The organism is Microcoleus sp. PH2017_12_PCY_D_A (assembly GCF_020738565.1).
Lineage (GTDB): Bacteria > Cyanobacteriota > Cyanobacteriia > Cyanobacteriales > Microcoleaceae > Microcoleus.
The window spans coordinates 58,784-75,586 of sequence record NZ_JAEQCI010000049.1 but is presented as its reverse complement, the minus strand read 5'-3'; the positions used below and the strand labels follow the sequence as shown (position 1 = coordinate 75,586).

12 protein-coding genes are annotated in these 16,803 nt (G+C 47.2%); 10 read left to right on the top strand and 2 right to left on the bottom strand.

Annotated elements, in window-relative coordinates:
- Positions 1-124: 124 nt before the first annotated feature.
- Positions 125-259, bottom strand: a complete 135-nt coding sequence (locus tag JGK39_RS16085; protein ID WP_293296838.1) for a hypothetical protein — start codon at positions 257-259, stop codon at positions 125-127.
- Positions 260-707: 448 nt separating this feature from the next.
- Here JGK39_RS16085 and JGK39_RS16080 point away from each other — a divergent pair, with 448 nt between their 5' ends.
- The 4 genes from JGK39_RS16080 (at position 708) to JGK39_RS16065 (ending at position 7,657) form a co-directional block, all read left to right on the top strand.
- On the top strand, positions 708-2,954 hold the full coding sequence (locus JGK39_RS16080; protein ID WP_293246539.1) for a glycoside hydrolase: 2,247 nt from the start codon (positions 708-710) through the stop codon (positions 2,952-2,954).
- Between the two features lie 530 nt (positions 2,955-3,484).
- Positions 3,485-6,028: a PAS domain S-box protein gene (locus JGK39_RS16075; protein ID WP_293246542.1), complete on the top strand. Its 2,544-nt coding sequence runs from the start codon at positions 3,485-3,487 to the stop codon at positions 6,026-6,028.
- 787 nt (positions 6,029-6,815) lie between these two features.
- Positions 6,816-7,208, top strand: a complete 393-nt coding sequence (locus JGK39_RS16070; RefSeq protein WP_293246545.1) for a response regulator — start codon at positions 6,816-6,818, stop codon at positions 7,206-7,208.
- Positions 7,209-7,438: 230 nt separating this feature from the next.
- A complete protein-coding gene (locus JGK39_RS16065) occupies positions 7,439-7,657 on the top strand; it encodes a hypothetical protein (protein WP_293246548.1) in 219 nt (72 codons plus the stop codon).
- 508 nt (positions 7,658-8,165) lie between these two features.
- Here JGK39_RS16065 and JGK39_RS16060 read toward each other — a convergent pair.
- Positions 8,166-8,309 (bottom strand): chlorophyll a/b-binding protein, encoded by a 144-nt coding sequence (locus JGK39_RS16060; RefSeq protein WP_015176459.1) that lies wholly within the window; start codon positions 8,307-8,309, stop codon positions 8,166-8,168.
- Between the two features lie 241 nt (positions 8,310-8,550).
- Between JGK39_RS16060 and JGK39_RS16055 the strand changes: the two genes are divergently transcribed.
- The 6 genes from JGK39_RS16055 to rnc all read left to right on the top strand — a co-directional run bounded on the left by JGK39_RS16055 (position 8,551) and on the right by rnc (position 16,703).
- Positions 8,551-11,742 (top strand): WGR domain-containing protein, encoded by a 3,192-nt coding sequence (locus tag JGK39_RS16055; RefSeq protein ID WP_293246574.1) that lies wholly within the window; start codon positions 8,551-8,553, stop codon positions 11,740-11,742.
- Positions 11,743-11,961: 219 nt separating this feature from the next.
- Positions 11,962-12,183: a type II toxin-antitoxin system HicA family toxin gene (locus JGK39_RS16050; protein WP_293246577.1), complete on the top strand. Its 222-nt coding sequence runs from the start codon at positions 11,962-11,964 to the stop codon at positions 12,181-12,183.
- A 2-nt stretch (positions 12,184-12,185) separates the two neighbouring features.
- Positions 12,186-12,410 carry a type II toxin-antitoxin system HicB family antitoxin gene (locus JGK39_RS16045; protein ID WP_293246580.1) on the top strand — a complete coding sequence of 75 codons (225 nt, stop codon included), beginning with the start codon at positions 12,186-12,188 and terminating at the stop codon, positions 12,408-12,410.
- Between the two features lie 48 nt (positions 12,411-12,458).
- Entirely contained in the window at positions 12,459-14,102 is a 1,644-nt protein-coding gene (locus tag JGK39_RS16040; protein ID WP_293246583.1) for an SWIM zinc finger family protein, read from the top strand.
- Positions 14,103-14,762: 660 nt separating this feature from the next.
- A complete protein-coding gene (locus tag JGK39_RS16035) occupies positions 14,763-15,623 on the top strand; it encodes an NYN domain-containing protein (protein WP_293246586.1) in 861 nt (286 codons plus the stop codon).
- Positions 15,624-16,019: 396 nt separating this feature from the next.
- Positions 16,020-16,703, top strand: coding sequence for a ribonuclease III (rnc, locus tag JGK39_RS16030; RefSeq protein WP_293296836.1), 684 nt, complete (start codon positions 16,020-16,022; stop codon positions 16,701-16,703).
- Positions 16,704-16,803 lie beyond the last annotated feature (100 nt).

Genomic DNA, 16,803 nt, shown 5'->3' with positions numbered 1-16,803 from the left:
TTTTGCCATCACAAGATTGACAAAACTTATATTGCCGATGCCAGCTCAAATTCACTCATCTTTCTAAATGCTGTTTTCTGACTTTTTCAGCAAGCCCTAGCTAATAGCAGCGTAGAAGCTCAGGTCATTCAGGGCAAGTGCGATCGCACTTGCCGAGTCTCGCTCCCGAGTGAGGTATGTCTGGTAATGGGTAATCGGTAATGGACAAGGCACCAGCTTTTGAATCGCAAGCTTGTTCCTGATTACTTTTTTCTTTCATTACCTTTTTCCCGAAAACCCAAGGGTCGGCGAATATTTCGCAAAGGAGTAATTTACAGTGCTATAGTTCCCAACAATCGTGCCGTGGAAAATGCCACCCATACTCCCATCCTAGTCCAAAGAAAGCGCAACAATTAGCCGAAAGCCATCGCATAATAAATTTATCGTCAGAGAAACCGAAAGAGCGGGCTTTTGAGCGAAGTTGTGGTATCTAGTTGCTTTTAGCAGCGTGCCTGCTAACACAGAAAACGGTCGCCTATGTATTGAGCCATTAATGGGAGATTTCTCGACTTTCGACCTCAACAGTGCTGCTAAGAAAACTACTGTGTCTAAACATAGTTCCACTGTACTTAACAAAAACATCATAAACTTTATGTTATGGAAGAAAGTGGAATTGATCTCAAAGTTGCACAAGACGTAACTACCTCATTAATAATTACTCATTACCAATGTCACACCCTCTGTACGTCGCCTTCATTTGGCACCAACACCAACCCCTCTACAAATCAAGATCGTTCACTAGCGCCGGAGCATCCGAGTATCGACTGCCTTGGGTGCGCTTGCACGGAGTCAAAGACTACTTGGATTTAGTGCTGATTCTGGAAAAATACCCGAAACTGCATCAAACAGTAAACCTGGTTCCGTCCTTGATTTTGCAGCTAGAAGACTGCATCGCCGACAGAGCAATAGACCCTTACTTGGCGGTAACTCTCAAGCCAGCAGAAACTTTAAACATCGCAGAACAAGAGTTCATTTTAGAACACTTCTTTGATGCCAACTACCACACCCTGATTCAGCCCCATCCCCGGTACGCTCAACTCTACACTCAGCGGCAGGAAAAAGGCATTCAGTGGTGCTTGGCAAACTGGAAAGTGCAGGATTTTGGTGACTTGCTGGCGTGGCACAATTTAGCTTGGATCGATCCGCTGTTTTGGGATGACCCCGAGATTGCAGGCTGGCTGAAACAAGGACAAAATTTCAATCTGGCAGACCGAAAAAAGATCTATTCAAAACAAAAGGAAATCCTCGCCAGAATCATTCCCCAGCACCGTAAAATGCAAGCCCAGGGACAGTTGGAAGTGTCTACAACCCCCTACACTCACCCGATTTTGCCGCTGCTTGCTGACACCAACGGCGGCCGCATAGCGATTCCTAACATGACTCTGCCAGAACACAGGTTCCAGTGGGCTGAAGATATTCCGAGACATTTGAGAAAATCTTGGGATATGTATGAAGACAGATTTGATTGCAAACCGCGGGGTTTGTGGCCGTCGGAACAGGCAGTTAGCCCGGAAATTTTGCCCTACATTGCTAAGCAAGGGTTTAAATGGATTGTCTCGGATGAGGCGGTATTGGGGTGGACAATTAAACACTTTTTTCACCGCGATGGGGCGGGGAATGTTTGCGAACCAGAATTGTTGTATCGCCCTTACCGTTTAGAAACTCCTGATGGTGATTTGGCGATCGTATTTAGAGACCACCGATTGTCTGATTTGATTGGTTTTACCTACGGTTCGATGGAACCTAAGAAGGCTGCGTCGGATTTGGTGGGACACTTGGAGGCGATCGGCAGAACTCTCAAACACCGACAACCTGACGGCCAAACATCTTTAGAAAATCCGTGGTTGGTGACGATCGCCCTTGACGGCGAAAATTGCTGGGAATTCTATCCCCAAGACGGCAAACCCTTCTTAGAATCCCTCTATGAAACTCTCAGCCTGAATCCAGATATCAAATTAGTCACAGTCTCGGAATTTCTCGATCAATTCCCAGCCACCGCAACAATACCCGCGGCCCAACTGCACACCGGTTCCTGGGTAGACGGTTCCCTGACAACTTGGATCGGCGATCCGGCGAAAAACCGCGCTTGGGATTTGTTAGAGCCAGCCAGACAAATGCTGGCTAACCATCCAGAAGCCACAGAAGAAAGCAATCCCGAAGCTTGGGAAGCGCTTTATGCGGCGGAAGGTTCTGACTGGTTCTGGTGGTTTGGCGAAGGCCACACGTCCAATCAAGATGCTATGTTCGATCGATTATTCCGCGAACACGTAGCAGCAATCTACGAAGCTCTGGGCGAGCCTGTACCCCCCTCCGTGCTGCAACAAGTAGAGGCACACGAGGTTCAAGGCGACCACCAACCGCTGAGCTTTATTCACCCGATTATCGACGGTATCGGCAACGAACAGGATTGGGATAAAGCCGGCCGGATTGAAGTTGGGGGAGCAAGGGGTACAATGCACCGGAGTTCGGCAATTCAGCGGCTTTGGTACGGTGTGGATCACTTGAATTTTTACCTTCGCGCCGACTTCAATGCTGGGGTGCGGCCGGGTATTGATTGCCCGCCCGAGTTAAATTTGTTTTGGTATTATCCCGATCGCACCATGCACAACAGTCTGATTCCGCTGTCAGGTGTACCCGACGAAGCACCCATCAACTATCGCTTCCACCATCAGTTAGAGATTAATTTGCTGACGAAATCGATTTGGTTTCAGGAAGCAGGAGAGCGCGATGAGTGGCAGCCCCGCATCAGTCGCGCTCAAGTGGGACTGGATAAATGTTTGGAGGTAGCAGTGCCCTGGGCGGATTTGCACATTATGCCCGACTGGCAAATGAGGCTGATTGCGGTTTTATCGTCGGGGGAGCGCTACTCTAGCTGTATGCCGTTCGATTCTTTGATTGCGATCGGAATGCCTTAAAGAGTCATCAGTCATCAGTCATCAGTCATTAGTCATTAGTCATTAGTCATTAGTCATTAGTCAACAGTCATTAGTCAACAGTCATTCGTCTCGAAGTGCTGTGCGATCGACCGCTCTAAAATTGGTTTGTAGTCAGGACTTCAGTCCTTTGTTTTTTGAGGACTGAAGTCCTCACTACAAACCTGCTATACAATTGGTTTGTAGTCAGGACTTCAGTCCTTTGTTTTTTGAGGACTGAAGTCCTCACTACAAACCTGCTATACAATTGGTTCGTAGTCAGGACTTCAGTCCTTTGTTTTTTGAGGATTGAAGTCCTCGCTACAAACCTACTATACAATTGGTTCGTAGTCAGGACTTCAGTCCTTTGTTTTTTGAGGACTGAAGTCCTCACTACAAACCTGCTCTAAAATTGGTTCGTAGTCAGGACTTCAGTCCTCGGTTTTTTGAGGACTGAAGTCCTCGCTAAAAACCTGATAATGGGTGAATTTACCGGACATCAAATCATTAGTCATTGGGAAATCATCACACTAATGAGCCGAATTTTGCTTTTGATCGATCGCCACCAACAAGATTTGCCGATCGCACACCTCAACACCGAGCATGAGGCGATCGTACTCGATCGGACTTCAGAACCCAACTCCGAATTTCCCATTCTCCAAATAGGTTTTGACTTGTGCATTCTCGACGAGGCAAACTTCGAGCGCATCGGGCCGATGGTTGAAACATTGAAAACTGCGGCGGAGCCTATTTTTTTACCGTTTTTGCTATTGATAAAATCCCAAACGCCGACTCTTTCCGAGCAGCCGTTTTCGCTGAGTGCCAAACAACTTGAAGGCAGAATTGATGATTTGATAGTAAGTCCCGTAGATGCCACGCAACTGCACTTGCGCGTAGAAAATTTGTTAGCTCGCAGGCAGCTATCGCTAGAACTCCACAGACTTCAACAAGTAATTAAAGAACGCACTTTTACAGAAAATTTGTCAATCGACTCGCTGCAAACGGCAAACGAAAATTTGCAACGGGAAATCGCCAAGCGGGCCGAGGTAGAAGCTGCACTGGCAGAAAACTCCTATCTCAAATCGCTGATGAATGCCATGCCAGATATTGTCTGCTTCAAAGATGGCGAGGGCAGGTGGCAGGAGGCAAATCAAGCGATATTGGAAGTCTTCGAGCTATCAGCAGATAACTACCGGGGCTTGACAGATTCTCAGCTAGGAGAACTCAGCAGTTTTTACCGGGAGGCCCTGCAGGCGTGCGAGGTGAGCGATCGAGCAGCGTGGGAAAAAGGTACGCTTGCTAGGGGAGAAGAAATGATTCCCCGATCGAACGGTACTTTGAAAATCTACGACGTAATTAAAGTACCCGTATTTCACCCCGACGGCAGACGCAAAAGTATGGTGATTTTGGGCCGCGACATAAGCGAATACAAGCAAGCTAGAGACGAACTCGTGCGCTTAGCTTCGATTGTCGAGTCTTCCGACGACGGCATCATCGGCAAAACCCTCGCCGGGACAATTCAAAGCTGGAACGCTGGAGCCGAGAAGATTTACGGCTACTGCGCGCAGGAAATCAAGGGGCAGTCGATCGAGATTTTAGCAATTCCCGAACGCCCCAAGGAAATTTCCCAAATTCTGGAAAATATTCGGGCTGGAGCCACCATCGACCATTACGAAACCGTACACTTGCGGAAAGACGGCGAACAGATAGATGTGTCTCTGACGATTTCTCCGATTAAAGACGCCACAGGAGCGGTAACGGGCGTTTCGACAATCGCTCGCGACATCACCGATAGCAAGCGAGTTGAAAAAGCTCTCGAACAACTCCGCCACCAAACAGAAATGATTTTGTTCTCCGCAGGAGAAGGAATTTGCGGGTTGAACAAACAGGGAAAAGTAACTTTTGTCAATCCGGCGGCGGTGAGAATGGCGGAGTGCGAATCGAAGCAATTGATCGATCGACCGCTCTATGAAACCATAAACCGTTCGCAGGGAGAATGCTCACAGGCGATCGAGCAAATTTCACCTGCAACAGACATCAATTCCGGCTCTCAACTTGCCACAAACAGCAACGCCCAGGCGACAGGAAAACAGCCGTTGCGGCTAAGTTCTCAAATTTTAGCCACCTTGGAAGATGGAGAGGTGCGGCGCGTCACCGATGAGGTTTTTTGGCGGGGAGACGGCAGCAGTTTTCCAGTTGAGTACGTTGTCGCTCCGATGCGAGAACGAGGCGAAATTATTGGCGCTGTGGTGACTTTTAAAGATATCACCGATCGGCTGGCGATCGAGCGCATGAAAGATGAATTCATCTCTGTTGTCAGCCACGAACTGCGGACGCCCATGACTTCAATTCACGGGGCCCTCGGCCTCCTCAACAGCGGCCTGCTTGAGGCTCACCCCCAGAAAGCCAAGCGGATGCTGGAGATTGCCATAGCTAACACTGACCGCTTGGTGCGCTTGATCAACGACATCCTGGATTTAGAGCGCATGGAGTCGAGTTACAGCACTGCCATCAAACAAACTTGCAATATCGCGGATCTGATGTTGCAGGCGGCTGACGAGATGCAGGGAATGGCCCGGCAGGCGGGAGTTACTCTGTCTGTGAGGCCTGTGGGGGCGCAATTGCTCGCTGTTCCCGATCGGCTAATTCAGGCATTGACAAATTTGCTCAGCAATGCTATAAAATTTTCCCCCGCAGGTGCTACGATTTGGCTGAGCGGGGAGTCGATCGACAATCGGGATTTGGCAGAAAAAGCTGGGTTGAATTCGGTCTCGTCTGTGCCTTTGTTGTCTCAATCGCCTGTCGCCAATCCGCACCTAAGGGTGAGTTCGTCAATCCTGATTGCTGTTAAAGACCAAGGGCGGGGCATTCCGGCGGACAAGCTAGAGATGGTCTTTGAGCGCTTTCAACAGGTTGATGCTTCTGATTGTCGCCAAAAGGAAGGAACTGGTTTAGGGCTGGCTATTTGTCGCAGTATCGTGCAGCAGCACGGGGGCCGGATTTGGGTGGAGAGCGTTTTGGGGGAGGGCAGCACTTTTTTCTTAAGTCTGCCAGTTATGGGGGAGGGAGAAAGTTAAGGGAGGGCATAGGGCATAGGGCATGGGGAATGGGGAATGGGGCATAGGGCATGGGGCATACCTGACTTTTTTGAGAACTGCTATAGCACTTCTCAGAAAGGTTCGCGGACGTAGTTGGGCTTGGGCCCTCTTGGTTTAGTGGTTATATAAGCTGTCAGCCATACCTCATCTTTCTGAGAAAGGCTATATATGTATTAGACAGACGATATTCGCCAATAGGTAGATTGCATTCTGCATTAGTCATGAAAAGATATTAATGCAAAAATTTTCAATCCCTCATGGATGCAGAAACCGGCTTTTTTACCTAAATACTTCGTTGCAGCCTGCTGAAACCCTAAAAAAAAACCGTTTCGAGGAGTCGCGAGTGAGTCCGGGACTGTAATTTTTGCCAAAGAGGGCTCTACAGGCAGAAAAAAGCAAAAATCGCGATGTGAGGTCGAAAAGCGGATTTTTGGGGACTCCGCTCGCGATGGCCAAGGCGGTTAGGACGTTCTTAATTGCTGAAACCCTTGCGGTAGATTGCTTCTCTCGCGAGCAAGAAGGAAAGCTTTCCTTCTTCCTGATGACCGATGACCGATGACCGATGACCGATGACCGATGACCGATGACCGATGACCGATGACTGATGACTGATGACTGATGACTGATGACTGATGACTGATGACTGATGACTTCTTCTGTACAGTTTTGAAAATTTAGTGTAAAGTCCGATCGGGCAAAACAGTTTGCTTTACAAAATATTCACATTTCGCCTCTAGTCTGGGATCAGTTCTCATTGCTAAAAAAGATGTTAATTTTGACGGCCAAACGCATTTTGGTGATTGACGATGCGGAAGATATTCGGGAAGTGGCTCAAGTCAGTCTTGAGGTGGTGGGGGGCTGGGAAGTCCTGACCGCAAGTTCTGGCCGCGAGGGTGTGGCTAAGGCTCTTGCCGAACAGCCTGATGCTATTCTCTTGGACGTGATGATGCCCGACCAAGACGGGCCTACTACTTTTCAACAGCTACAAGCTAATCATGCTACGCAGCACATTCCGGTCATTTTATTGACCGCTAAGGCTCTCGCTAGCGACAGGCGGATGTTCGCGGATTTGGGAGTCGTGAGTGTGATTGCGAAGCCTTTTGAACCGATGTCTTTGGCGGCTCAGGTGGCCCAAGCTCTGGGCTGGCAGGAAGCATAGGTCGTTAGCGCAGCCCTCGAAGAGGATCGCGCGCCTTGAAATTTGTGAAATCTATAACAAAAAAAAATTATTTCTGCTCGGTTTTTATGCTGAATATAATCGGGCAGAATTATATTTTTTTTTGTAACAACTTGCTTATCTTCATAAGTTCTTCAGGTTTAAGTTTTAATTTAAGCACATCGTCAGGGATCGATCCTGACTGTTGGCCGAAACCTTGGGAGAAGACGACTATGCCCTCAGCTTACATTTTGCTACTGATAGTTTCTCTGGCGGCCGTCTGGATTTACTGGCAAACCTCTCAAGATATTTTTGTCCTTGTGGCTTTCGCCGGACTGGGTTGTTTTATTTGGGGTTTCTCTTGGGCCCCTTGGAGCGTTCAGGTTCTGATTGTGGTGTTGCTGTTGGGCCTCCAAAAGCGCTACTTGTCAGACGCTCAAAGTTTGGAGTGAAAAGAGCTTTTGTATTGTTGTGTCTGGAGTTGAGATGCAGCGGCATTCATCAATCTCTGTAATGAATTGGTTATCGATCCATATCTTAAAGAAGGTTTAAAATATCATGAATAGTTGCCCTTGTTGCTCCTCTCAATTGTTACGCCACGCTCGCCACAATCGCGTTTATTGGTTCTGCTCCCGCTGCTGGCAGGAAATGCCGGATCTGTCGGAGATGATTTTAAGTAACAACCTCCGGACTCACAAACGGGACGGCTTGGTGAAGCTTCCGGCTTTGACTCCTAAAGTGAGAATTTTGGATTCAGTAGGTGCTTAGGAAAGCTGGATTTTGACTGACGATAAATATTGAGACGAAAAAGTTTTTTGATTGTGCCATCGGTTTAACTTTTTAATAAAAAATGCAAAAGTCCCTTCACTGTGAGTGAAGGGACTTATTAGCGGGCGGGCGATCGCACTTGTAAAGGGGTCGATCGCCACAAATTACAGCTATTGTATGGAGTTAAGCTGATTACATCAAACCGATTTGAGAGAGAATGCCTTGACCGGTGAGGAATTCGGTAGCTAAGCCTATAACGAAGCCCAGCATTGCCAAACGGCCGTTCCAGGTTTCAGCGAACTCGGTGAAGCCTACTTTTGCGTCTTTGTTTTCCATGACCATAAACCTCGTTGTATTTCAACCTTATGTAACTAAACTTAACACAAGAATAGAAACATTGCAACATATTTTTACATTTATTTTTCAAATGGCCCCGATAGGTTCATCGGGGCCTAGGGGGAGAGGGGAGAATGGGAGAGGGGAGAGGGGGGAGTTTGCACGCTAGATCGTCTGCGGGATGTTAGAATGGGGCACGCGGACTCGCCCCGACAAGCAAGGGCGATGGTGACAAACTGCAATGAAACTGATTAAGCGGACGGCTCTTTATTTTCAGGACGGTCGATCGGATAAAGTATACGAAGTGGATTTGTGTCAGGCCGGCGAAAACCTCTACTCGGTCAACTTTCGCTACGGACGGCGCGGCGCAAATCTCAAGGAAGGCACAAAAACCGATACACCAGTGCCCTTAGCCCAAGCAGAGAAAGTTTTCGACAAGCTAGTCGCTGAAAAAGTGAAGAAAGGCTATCAGGAAGCAGCCAGCGCTGATGTCGCACCCGCGCCAGAACTTCCTCGCGCCCAGACGCGCCAACAAGCTATTTTGAACCGCATCGCCGGCGGGGGCAATCCTAAATGGCCTCTGGAACGGGCTATTTGGCGCGCTGGGGAACTGAAAATTGCCGAAGCCGGGCCGGGACTGATTGCTCTCATCGGCACGGGAGAACCGCTGCGAGACTACTGTATTGCTTGGAGTTTGGGTTGGTGCGGCGGCGGGGGCGCTGTGGAGGCGCTGACTCGGCTGTATCGGAATCCTGCGACTGCGGAGTTTGTGAGGAGAATTGCTTTTGAAGGATTGCTGAAGTTGGCGGATGAGGATGGGCGATCGCACTTGCAAGCTGAAATAATAGAATTGTTGCCGTCACACTTGCGCGAATTAGTTGCAAACGACAACACTGAAGCATTTTCTGCCGCATTGAAAATTTATCTCGACAGCGAAGATAGCAGTCGTTTTGCGGTTCTAGACAGACTTTATCAGATTGATAGTCGTTGCGCGCGATCGGTCTTACTAGATATCCTAAAAACCGCACCGCTGAAACCGAATTATTTCAAACAAATTCGCCACATCTTCAAAATGGCTGAATACCGTCGCGATGCCGAAGTATTTGCCATTCTCGCCCGCCGCTTTGAAGACGAAAAAGCCATGTACCGCCGCAACTACCTCGGCGTTCGTATTCCCGGCGATGATTACGCTTACTTGAGTAACTCTGAGTGGAAATATAACAAGAAAACCAACGAATACAAAGAAGTTAAAACCAATAAATTACTAAATGAAATGCAGAGTCCCAACGCCAGAATTGCCTACAGCAGCAATACTCGGGAGTATTTGCTGCGGCGGGTATGGCGGACTCTCAAACAATTAGGTGAATCAGGGGATGCTGATTATGTAAAAATGGCTGTCAGCATTTTGCTGCAATACGTTGATAGTGATGCCAAAGCAGTTTTGCAGAGCACTTATTATCAATGGAATCGATCTAACTGGACTCGATTTGAGTCCGGCACTGCTGCATGGGATGTTTTTGCCGGTTATTTAACCTTTAATCGCATTCTCTACGAAAACAGCCCGCGCTATGTTTACAAGCACAATTCCGCAGCGTGGCGCTGCAAAGAAGGTTACAAACCCGGAGATGCGGAACCCTCAGCGCGAGAGGAAGCTTTTCCCGAACTTTGGGAACAACATCCCGATGCGCTGTTGCAATTATTGTTAGAAAGCAACTGCCGCCCGGTTCACCATTTCGCTGTAAAAGCCCTGAAAGCTTGCCCGCAATTTTTGGCTGGGATAGATGCTGACACCGCAATCAAGCTTATTGCTGCACCTTACGAAGTTACAGCAGAATTGGGTTTCAATTTGGCAGTCGAAAACGGATATCACAGATATCTAGCCCACCGCGAAGTGATTGTAGCGCTGGTTAACTGCATATTTTTGCCAGCAAGAACCCAGGCTTTTGACTGGATTGACGAACAGCGCGATCGCATTTTATCAGATACAGAACTAATAGTTGGTTTAGTCACCAGTTTGTACGCAGACACCAGGCAATTTGCCCGCAGGTTTCTCAACTCATCAATTCTGGAGTCTGCAACAGTCAGGGTACTAATTGGCAAACTAATTGCCCATTTATTAACATTTCAACCAACAGAATTCATTCCGACTCATACCTCAATTGTAGCAAAAGACATCGCCGACACGCTCCTGCTCAACTTTACGCCGCAACTGCGGAACATAGGATTGGGAGTTGTCCTCGATTTACTGAGACACCCACTGCCGGAAGTTCAGGAATTGGGGGCGAGAATCTTGGTGAATCACGAAATCGCCGCCGCTGATTTGCCGCCTGAATTAATCGAATCCCTAATTGCATCGCCCTACGAACAAATTCGAGGAATTGGCATCAGGTTATTCGGTCAATTGCCTGACGAATCGCTAACAAATTCTCCGAGAACTTTGATAGTAGGAATTGCCCTCAATACTTTGCCAGATATCCGCAATTCTATTAAACCAGTAATTCGGCGTTTGGCGGCAGAATATCCAGAATTTGCAGCGCTGGTTGCTGGCGAATTGATTGATGTGTTGGTGATGCCGGAAAGACAGGAAGGAGTACACGGTTATTTGCTGAATTTACTGCGGGAAGATATTCCGGGGTGGATGGCTGCGATGGACAAGGACAAGACTTGGCTGCTGCTGAAAGCTAAGTCTGCTGTCGCGCAGGAATTAGGCGGACTTGTGATGGTTGAAAATTGCGCGAATTGGGCGGCTGATTTTGATACAATTGAGATAGTTAAACTGGCAAGTCACGAGATTTTATCCGTGCGGGAAGCGGCGCGGCAAATGTTTTTGCAAAAGCTAGATGCGATTCGCACAAATTCTCAAGAAATGCTGTCAGCCGTGCGACTGCTGGAGGCTAAGTGGGATGATTCGCGGGAATTTGCAGCGAGGATTTTTCGCACGGAATTGACTGATGAAGATTGGACTCCCGAAATCATGGTTAGCCTGTGCGACAGCATTCGGGAAGACGTGCGGCAATTCGGCAGAGATTTGGTGATTCGCTATTTTCAGGATGAGTCCGGACAAGATTATTTGCTGAAGTTTAGCGAACATCCGTCAGCGGATATGCAGTTGTTTGCGACGAATTATTTGGAGGGTTACGCTGCAAGCAATCCCGAGAGACTTCGGGAATTGGCACCATTTTTTGTCGCCGTTTTGTCGCGGGTGAATCAGGGGAGAGTTGCGAAAAAGCGGGTTTTTGCTTTTCTGGATGCGGAAGCACAAAAGAGTGAGGCGGCGGCGAGGATTGTCGCGGATATTTTAACCAGGCAGTCTGCTACGATCGCCCTGGGAGATAAAGCAGCCGCCATCGAGACAATGCTGAAAATTCGCCGGAGTTATCCTCAGATAGATTTGCCAATTCAGGTAAAGCCTGTGGTTGAGGTGAGGACTTAATGCGATCGTCCAAATTATCTGCGTTAATCTGTGTTAATCTGCCTGAATCTGCGGTTGGTCTATCTATCAAAAATTTTTCGCTGTAGGGTGCGTGACTTTGATGAGATTTGGGCGCAGTGTAGAAAATCTCTGATGTCACGCACCGTAATTCTCTTTATATAAAAATAGTCGTTTGTCTCGGCGGTGATTTGTTAGGATAGTTAAGGGCGATAGTAAATTATGCCAAAAAAAATTAGAGAAATAAAAAGTATGCTGCTGAAAGCAGGATTTACCTTCCGCTCAGGCAAGGGAAGCCATACAAAATGGTATCATCCCCTGATTCCAGGTGCTTTAACTCTATCGGGAAAAGAAGGAGATGATGCCAAACCTTACCAGGAAAAAGACGCCGCTAATGCGATAAAAAAAGTACAGGAACTAGAAACAGAACGGGAGGAAGAATAACAGTGAATAGTCGCTATACTGTAATTATCCAATGGTCGATCGCAGATGACTGTTTTGTCGTCAGCCTTCCAGAATGGGGAGAGTTTTGTCACACTCACGGAAATAGCTATGAAGAAGCACTCAAAAATGCTAGAGAAGTTTTAGAACTTTTGATTGAGTCATGCGTAGAAGATGGCAAACCTCTGCCAGAACCTCAGATATTTGGAAAAACATTGCTGGCGGTATGAAATATTCGATCGCCATTCAAAACTCACAATCAAATACTAACAAATATTATGGAATTCAACTACTCTTACAAAGGCAGCACCGGAGTCACAGAAAGCGGCGGCAATACTCAAATGTCCTTCTCCCCAGACACCAAACGTCCGCCCACCTATTTTATCGGAGAATTGCGCCAAAACGTTGCCTTCCGCGAAGCAATTAGCGCCTTGCACGATGTCGTCGTTTCCGATATGCGCTTCAAACCCAAAGACAAAACAGCCTATAAAGAATGGGCCGCCCAACAGCAGGAAATCGACTGGCAACTCATCGCCTCCCGCCAACAAAACTTAGCCCAAAAAATTCAGCCATTGCAATCTGAGTTAAACGATTTAACTCAACGTCACTCCCAACGCTTAGCACCTTTTTATCAAGCCCAAAGGCAATACTTCGACTACCTTTATCAAAAAGACCGCGATGCTTGGTTTGTCCTCGATCCAGTAATTACAGTGCATCCAGACGAGGTATTTTTCGAGTGTTTCAGTCAAGATGAATCGAGTTACGGCCGCCTCGGTGCCAGCTACGAAGTGTTTAAAAATATCAGCGAATTTGCTTGCGGCACGACTAACATCGACTACTCAGCCGCGCTTTACGATGAATTTCAAAAAATCCGCAGTTACAAGACAACTTCCCTGCAAGTAGATCCGTCCGGTTTTGAAGTTCAGACTGTGAATGAGGAGACTTTTAAAGAAGTTAAAATTGACTTACCCGACAGTTGGGTGAGAGGATTTTTGCAAGTTAGTTCGGCGATGTCTTTGCCGGCGGTACGGTTTGATTTGCACCCGATGGACATCCACAATATTTGTTTTATCCTGCGCCGCCACAAGGAGAAGCAAGGCCCGCGCAGTATGCGCTACATCCTGAAGCCGGGGGAACCGGTGCGGGTGATTTTCGATCCTTGGGGTACGGAAGTTGTTTGCGCGCGATCGATCTATACTGGTTCCCAAGAGCAACAAATTCGCGTTTGGGGAAGGCGCCGCCTTCACATTCTCGAAAGACTGATTCCCGTCGCCAACAAATTCACAGTTCACCTGTTAGGAACGGGAATGCCTTCTTTTTACGTTGCCGATTTGGGCGATATGTCATTTACCCTAGGATTGTCGGGATGGAGTGCCAATGATTGGTCGCAATCCGGCAACTTTGATTTAATGGCACCCCGCGCCGATGTTGATGCTTGGACGCAGCAATTAATCTTTGATGCGCTCAAAGAAAATTGGGTAGAAACTGCTGATAGTTTGGCAACAAGACTGAAGTTAAATCGGGCGTCGGTGTTGGGTGCATTGAGTGCCTACACGCAAGCGGGAAGGGCAATTTACGATTTGAACAAACAGGTTTATCGAGTGCGGGAATTGAGCCGAGAACCTTTACCGCTAGAACGTTTGAGATTTGCCAACGAAAGAGAATCAAAAGCAACTGGATTCTTGAGTGAAAATGCGGTACAAGTGACGGATTTTACCAGCGATTCTTCCGGCGCATTCACTGTGCGAGGCAGTGTCACAGACCGGGAAAAAACTTTGAATCCGCACTTGACAATTGATGCAGACGAGCGTATGATTGAGGCAGAATGTACTTGTAATTGGCACCAGCAAAACAAGCTGTACAAAGGCCCTTGCGAACACATTTTAGCGCTGCGAATGCAACACGCACGTCAGTGTCAATAACCAGCGTCAATAACTTAATAAATCGCGCATTTAAATTGGTAAACAGCCTTGCAATCCGGGCGGTGGATCGCCGTCCTTGCGCTTAGTCGAGACAAGCATCACTAGCCTGCTCTTGACTGTGCGGGGCTTCAGGTACTGTTGGTGTTGCGGTGTGGCTTCTGTGAAGCCAACGACCAACAGTACCTGGCCCCGCTGGAGTTGAGCAGTCTAGTCCTAGGGGGTTTACGAAGGGGCAACCAGTGGCGGCGCGCGATTTTTTTATTGGTAATAAAAGCATAAATAAATTAAATCAAAAAACTACTTGACACCGATACAGGTTAGTGCTTATGCTGAATGCAGGCTGAGAAATCGGCATCCAAAAGCGCAAAGCTGTGGGATGTTGTTGCAGCCGCAGGAGTTCTGGTTACGACCGATCGAGTCGTCAATCGTGAGACTGGATGGACAGCTAGAGATTTTGTTAAAAAATGAGCTAAACCTTCAGATTTTTAATTGAATGTTTGGCTGTGTATCCATTCTCACGCTTGACTGCTCGATCGGTCGTAACCAGAACTCCTGCGGGTTCTGCAACTTTAGACCCACCCCCCAGTAACACTTAAAAAAAGTTACTGGCCCAGAGAGTTGTTAGATTGGGGAATTTCCAAAACGGAAATCCTCTCTTCAATGCTTCTTGTGCGCCAGATGCGTGATTTAAACGCCGTCAAGCAAACTTACAAATCTGGATGTACTAAAATGAATCCTACTCATCGAACCACCGACAAACAAACAAGCAAGTCTCAGCGAGTTGCTATACTTTTGGATATTCAGAACGTCTCCTTAAAGCAATGGCAAGCTGAATTACTGCTGGATTTTGCCACATCAAAAGGGCGTTTAAATTGGCGAAAACTTTACTATAACTCGCAGTCCCCAAATCAAGTTATCGCCAAAGATAACCTAGAAAAGCTGGGTTTTCAAGGCCTTGATGTCCCCGATCCAGGCGAAGATAGTGCAGACAAAGCATTGGTGTTTGGTTGTACTAAACTATTTGCAATTAAGACTCCTCCTGAGATAGTTATCCTGGTATTAGGAGATAGGGACTTTGCTGGTTTAATCGCCATTTTGATTGCTGCGGGTAAAAAAGTCATCGTTTTTGCACGGCGCAAAAGTACCAGCCAAAAAGTGATTAACCTTGTTGGTGAGGACAATTTTCATGATGTAGACGAATTGTCTAGCTTGGTAGCATCGAATACTCAGCAGCAGATTGAAAATAGTCCGCCTCATCTCACTTACAGCGAAGCGATCGAGTGTATGATTGCTGCGATTCAAACAGCATCCAAAAAAGGTCAGCGCACATCGTTTAGCTGCATTGGCAATCTAATGCGTAACCTTTTCCCCAAGTATCAGGGAGTAACTTCTGTCTGCAAACATCAGGGAAAAACATTTTCACGCTTTAGCGAGTTTGTTGAAACTGCTGTGAAAGATGGAAAAATCCGATCGCAGGATCAGCAATTATTTGTAATAGAAGCAGACCAAATATCTGCATAAAGTCGCACGGCCCGCCAGGGAATTAATTCCCTGGCTAATAGCTAAAGTCGGTTAAAACCGACTGAAGACAGCGTAAAAAATACAATCTTCAGTCCTCTTTAGAGGACTTTCGCTATGAGCCAGGGGTTTAAACCCCTGGCGGACTAACGGCAAAAACGCCCTGGCGGACTAACGGCAAAAACGCCCTGGCGGACTAACGGCAAAAACGCAAAATATCCGTTCAAATTAACCTAACCGCAGATAGCAAAAATCCTGTTTATTTGATAAACTAGATTCTCCAAACCAACCGCCATCTGCGGCTCTTTCATGTCCGCCCAAAGAACCACACTAAATTCAAAGCAAAATAACAATTACCAAACTTCAATGCCATTAACTAATCCCACAAAAGAGATACAAATGACCCTTCCCGAATTCAACAATGACAAACTGCTGCGCCAAGCGCTCACCCACCGTTCCTACGTCAACGAAAACCCCACATTCCGCGAAGAAGACAACGAACGCTTAGAATTTCTAGGCGATGCTTTGCTGACTTTTCTCAGCGGCGAATATCTCTACCAGCGCCATCCCGAAATGGGAGAAGACCAACTTACTCGCCGGCGTTCTGCATTGGTAGATGAAAAACAATTAGCCAGATTTGCTACCGAAATCAGTTTAGACTTAAAAATGCGACTCGGGAAAGGAGCTTTGCGAGAAGGTGGGATTACTAATCCTAATTTGCTCAGCAGCACTTTTGAAGCCTTCGTTGGCGCTTACTATCTCGACACGCAAGATATGGACAAAGTTCGCAGTTTTGTGTGGAAACTGTTTGATTCGGTTCCCGAAAATGTGGTGGAAACTCGATCGACTGTAGACTCGAAAAACCGCTTTCAGGAGTGGGTGCAGACCAACGGCGACACAACTCCGCCCAAATATGCGACAGTTCAGGTACAAGGAACACCGCCGCACGCGCCGGAATTTCTCGCTAAAGTGTATGTTGCAGAGAAACTCTATGGAGAAGGTAAAGGCAAAAGTAAAAAAGATGCTGAAAAAAATGCAGCAGAAGATGCACTAGCTAGGCTGAAAAAACGCGGACCGATCTAAACTTGAAAAGATAGATCAAAACTATCGCTCGCAACCCCAAATCCCAAATCCCAAATCCCAAATCTCTCACCATCTAAAATCTAAAATCCAGAATTTAAAA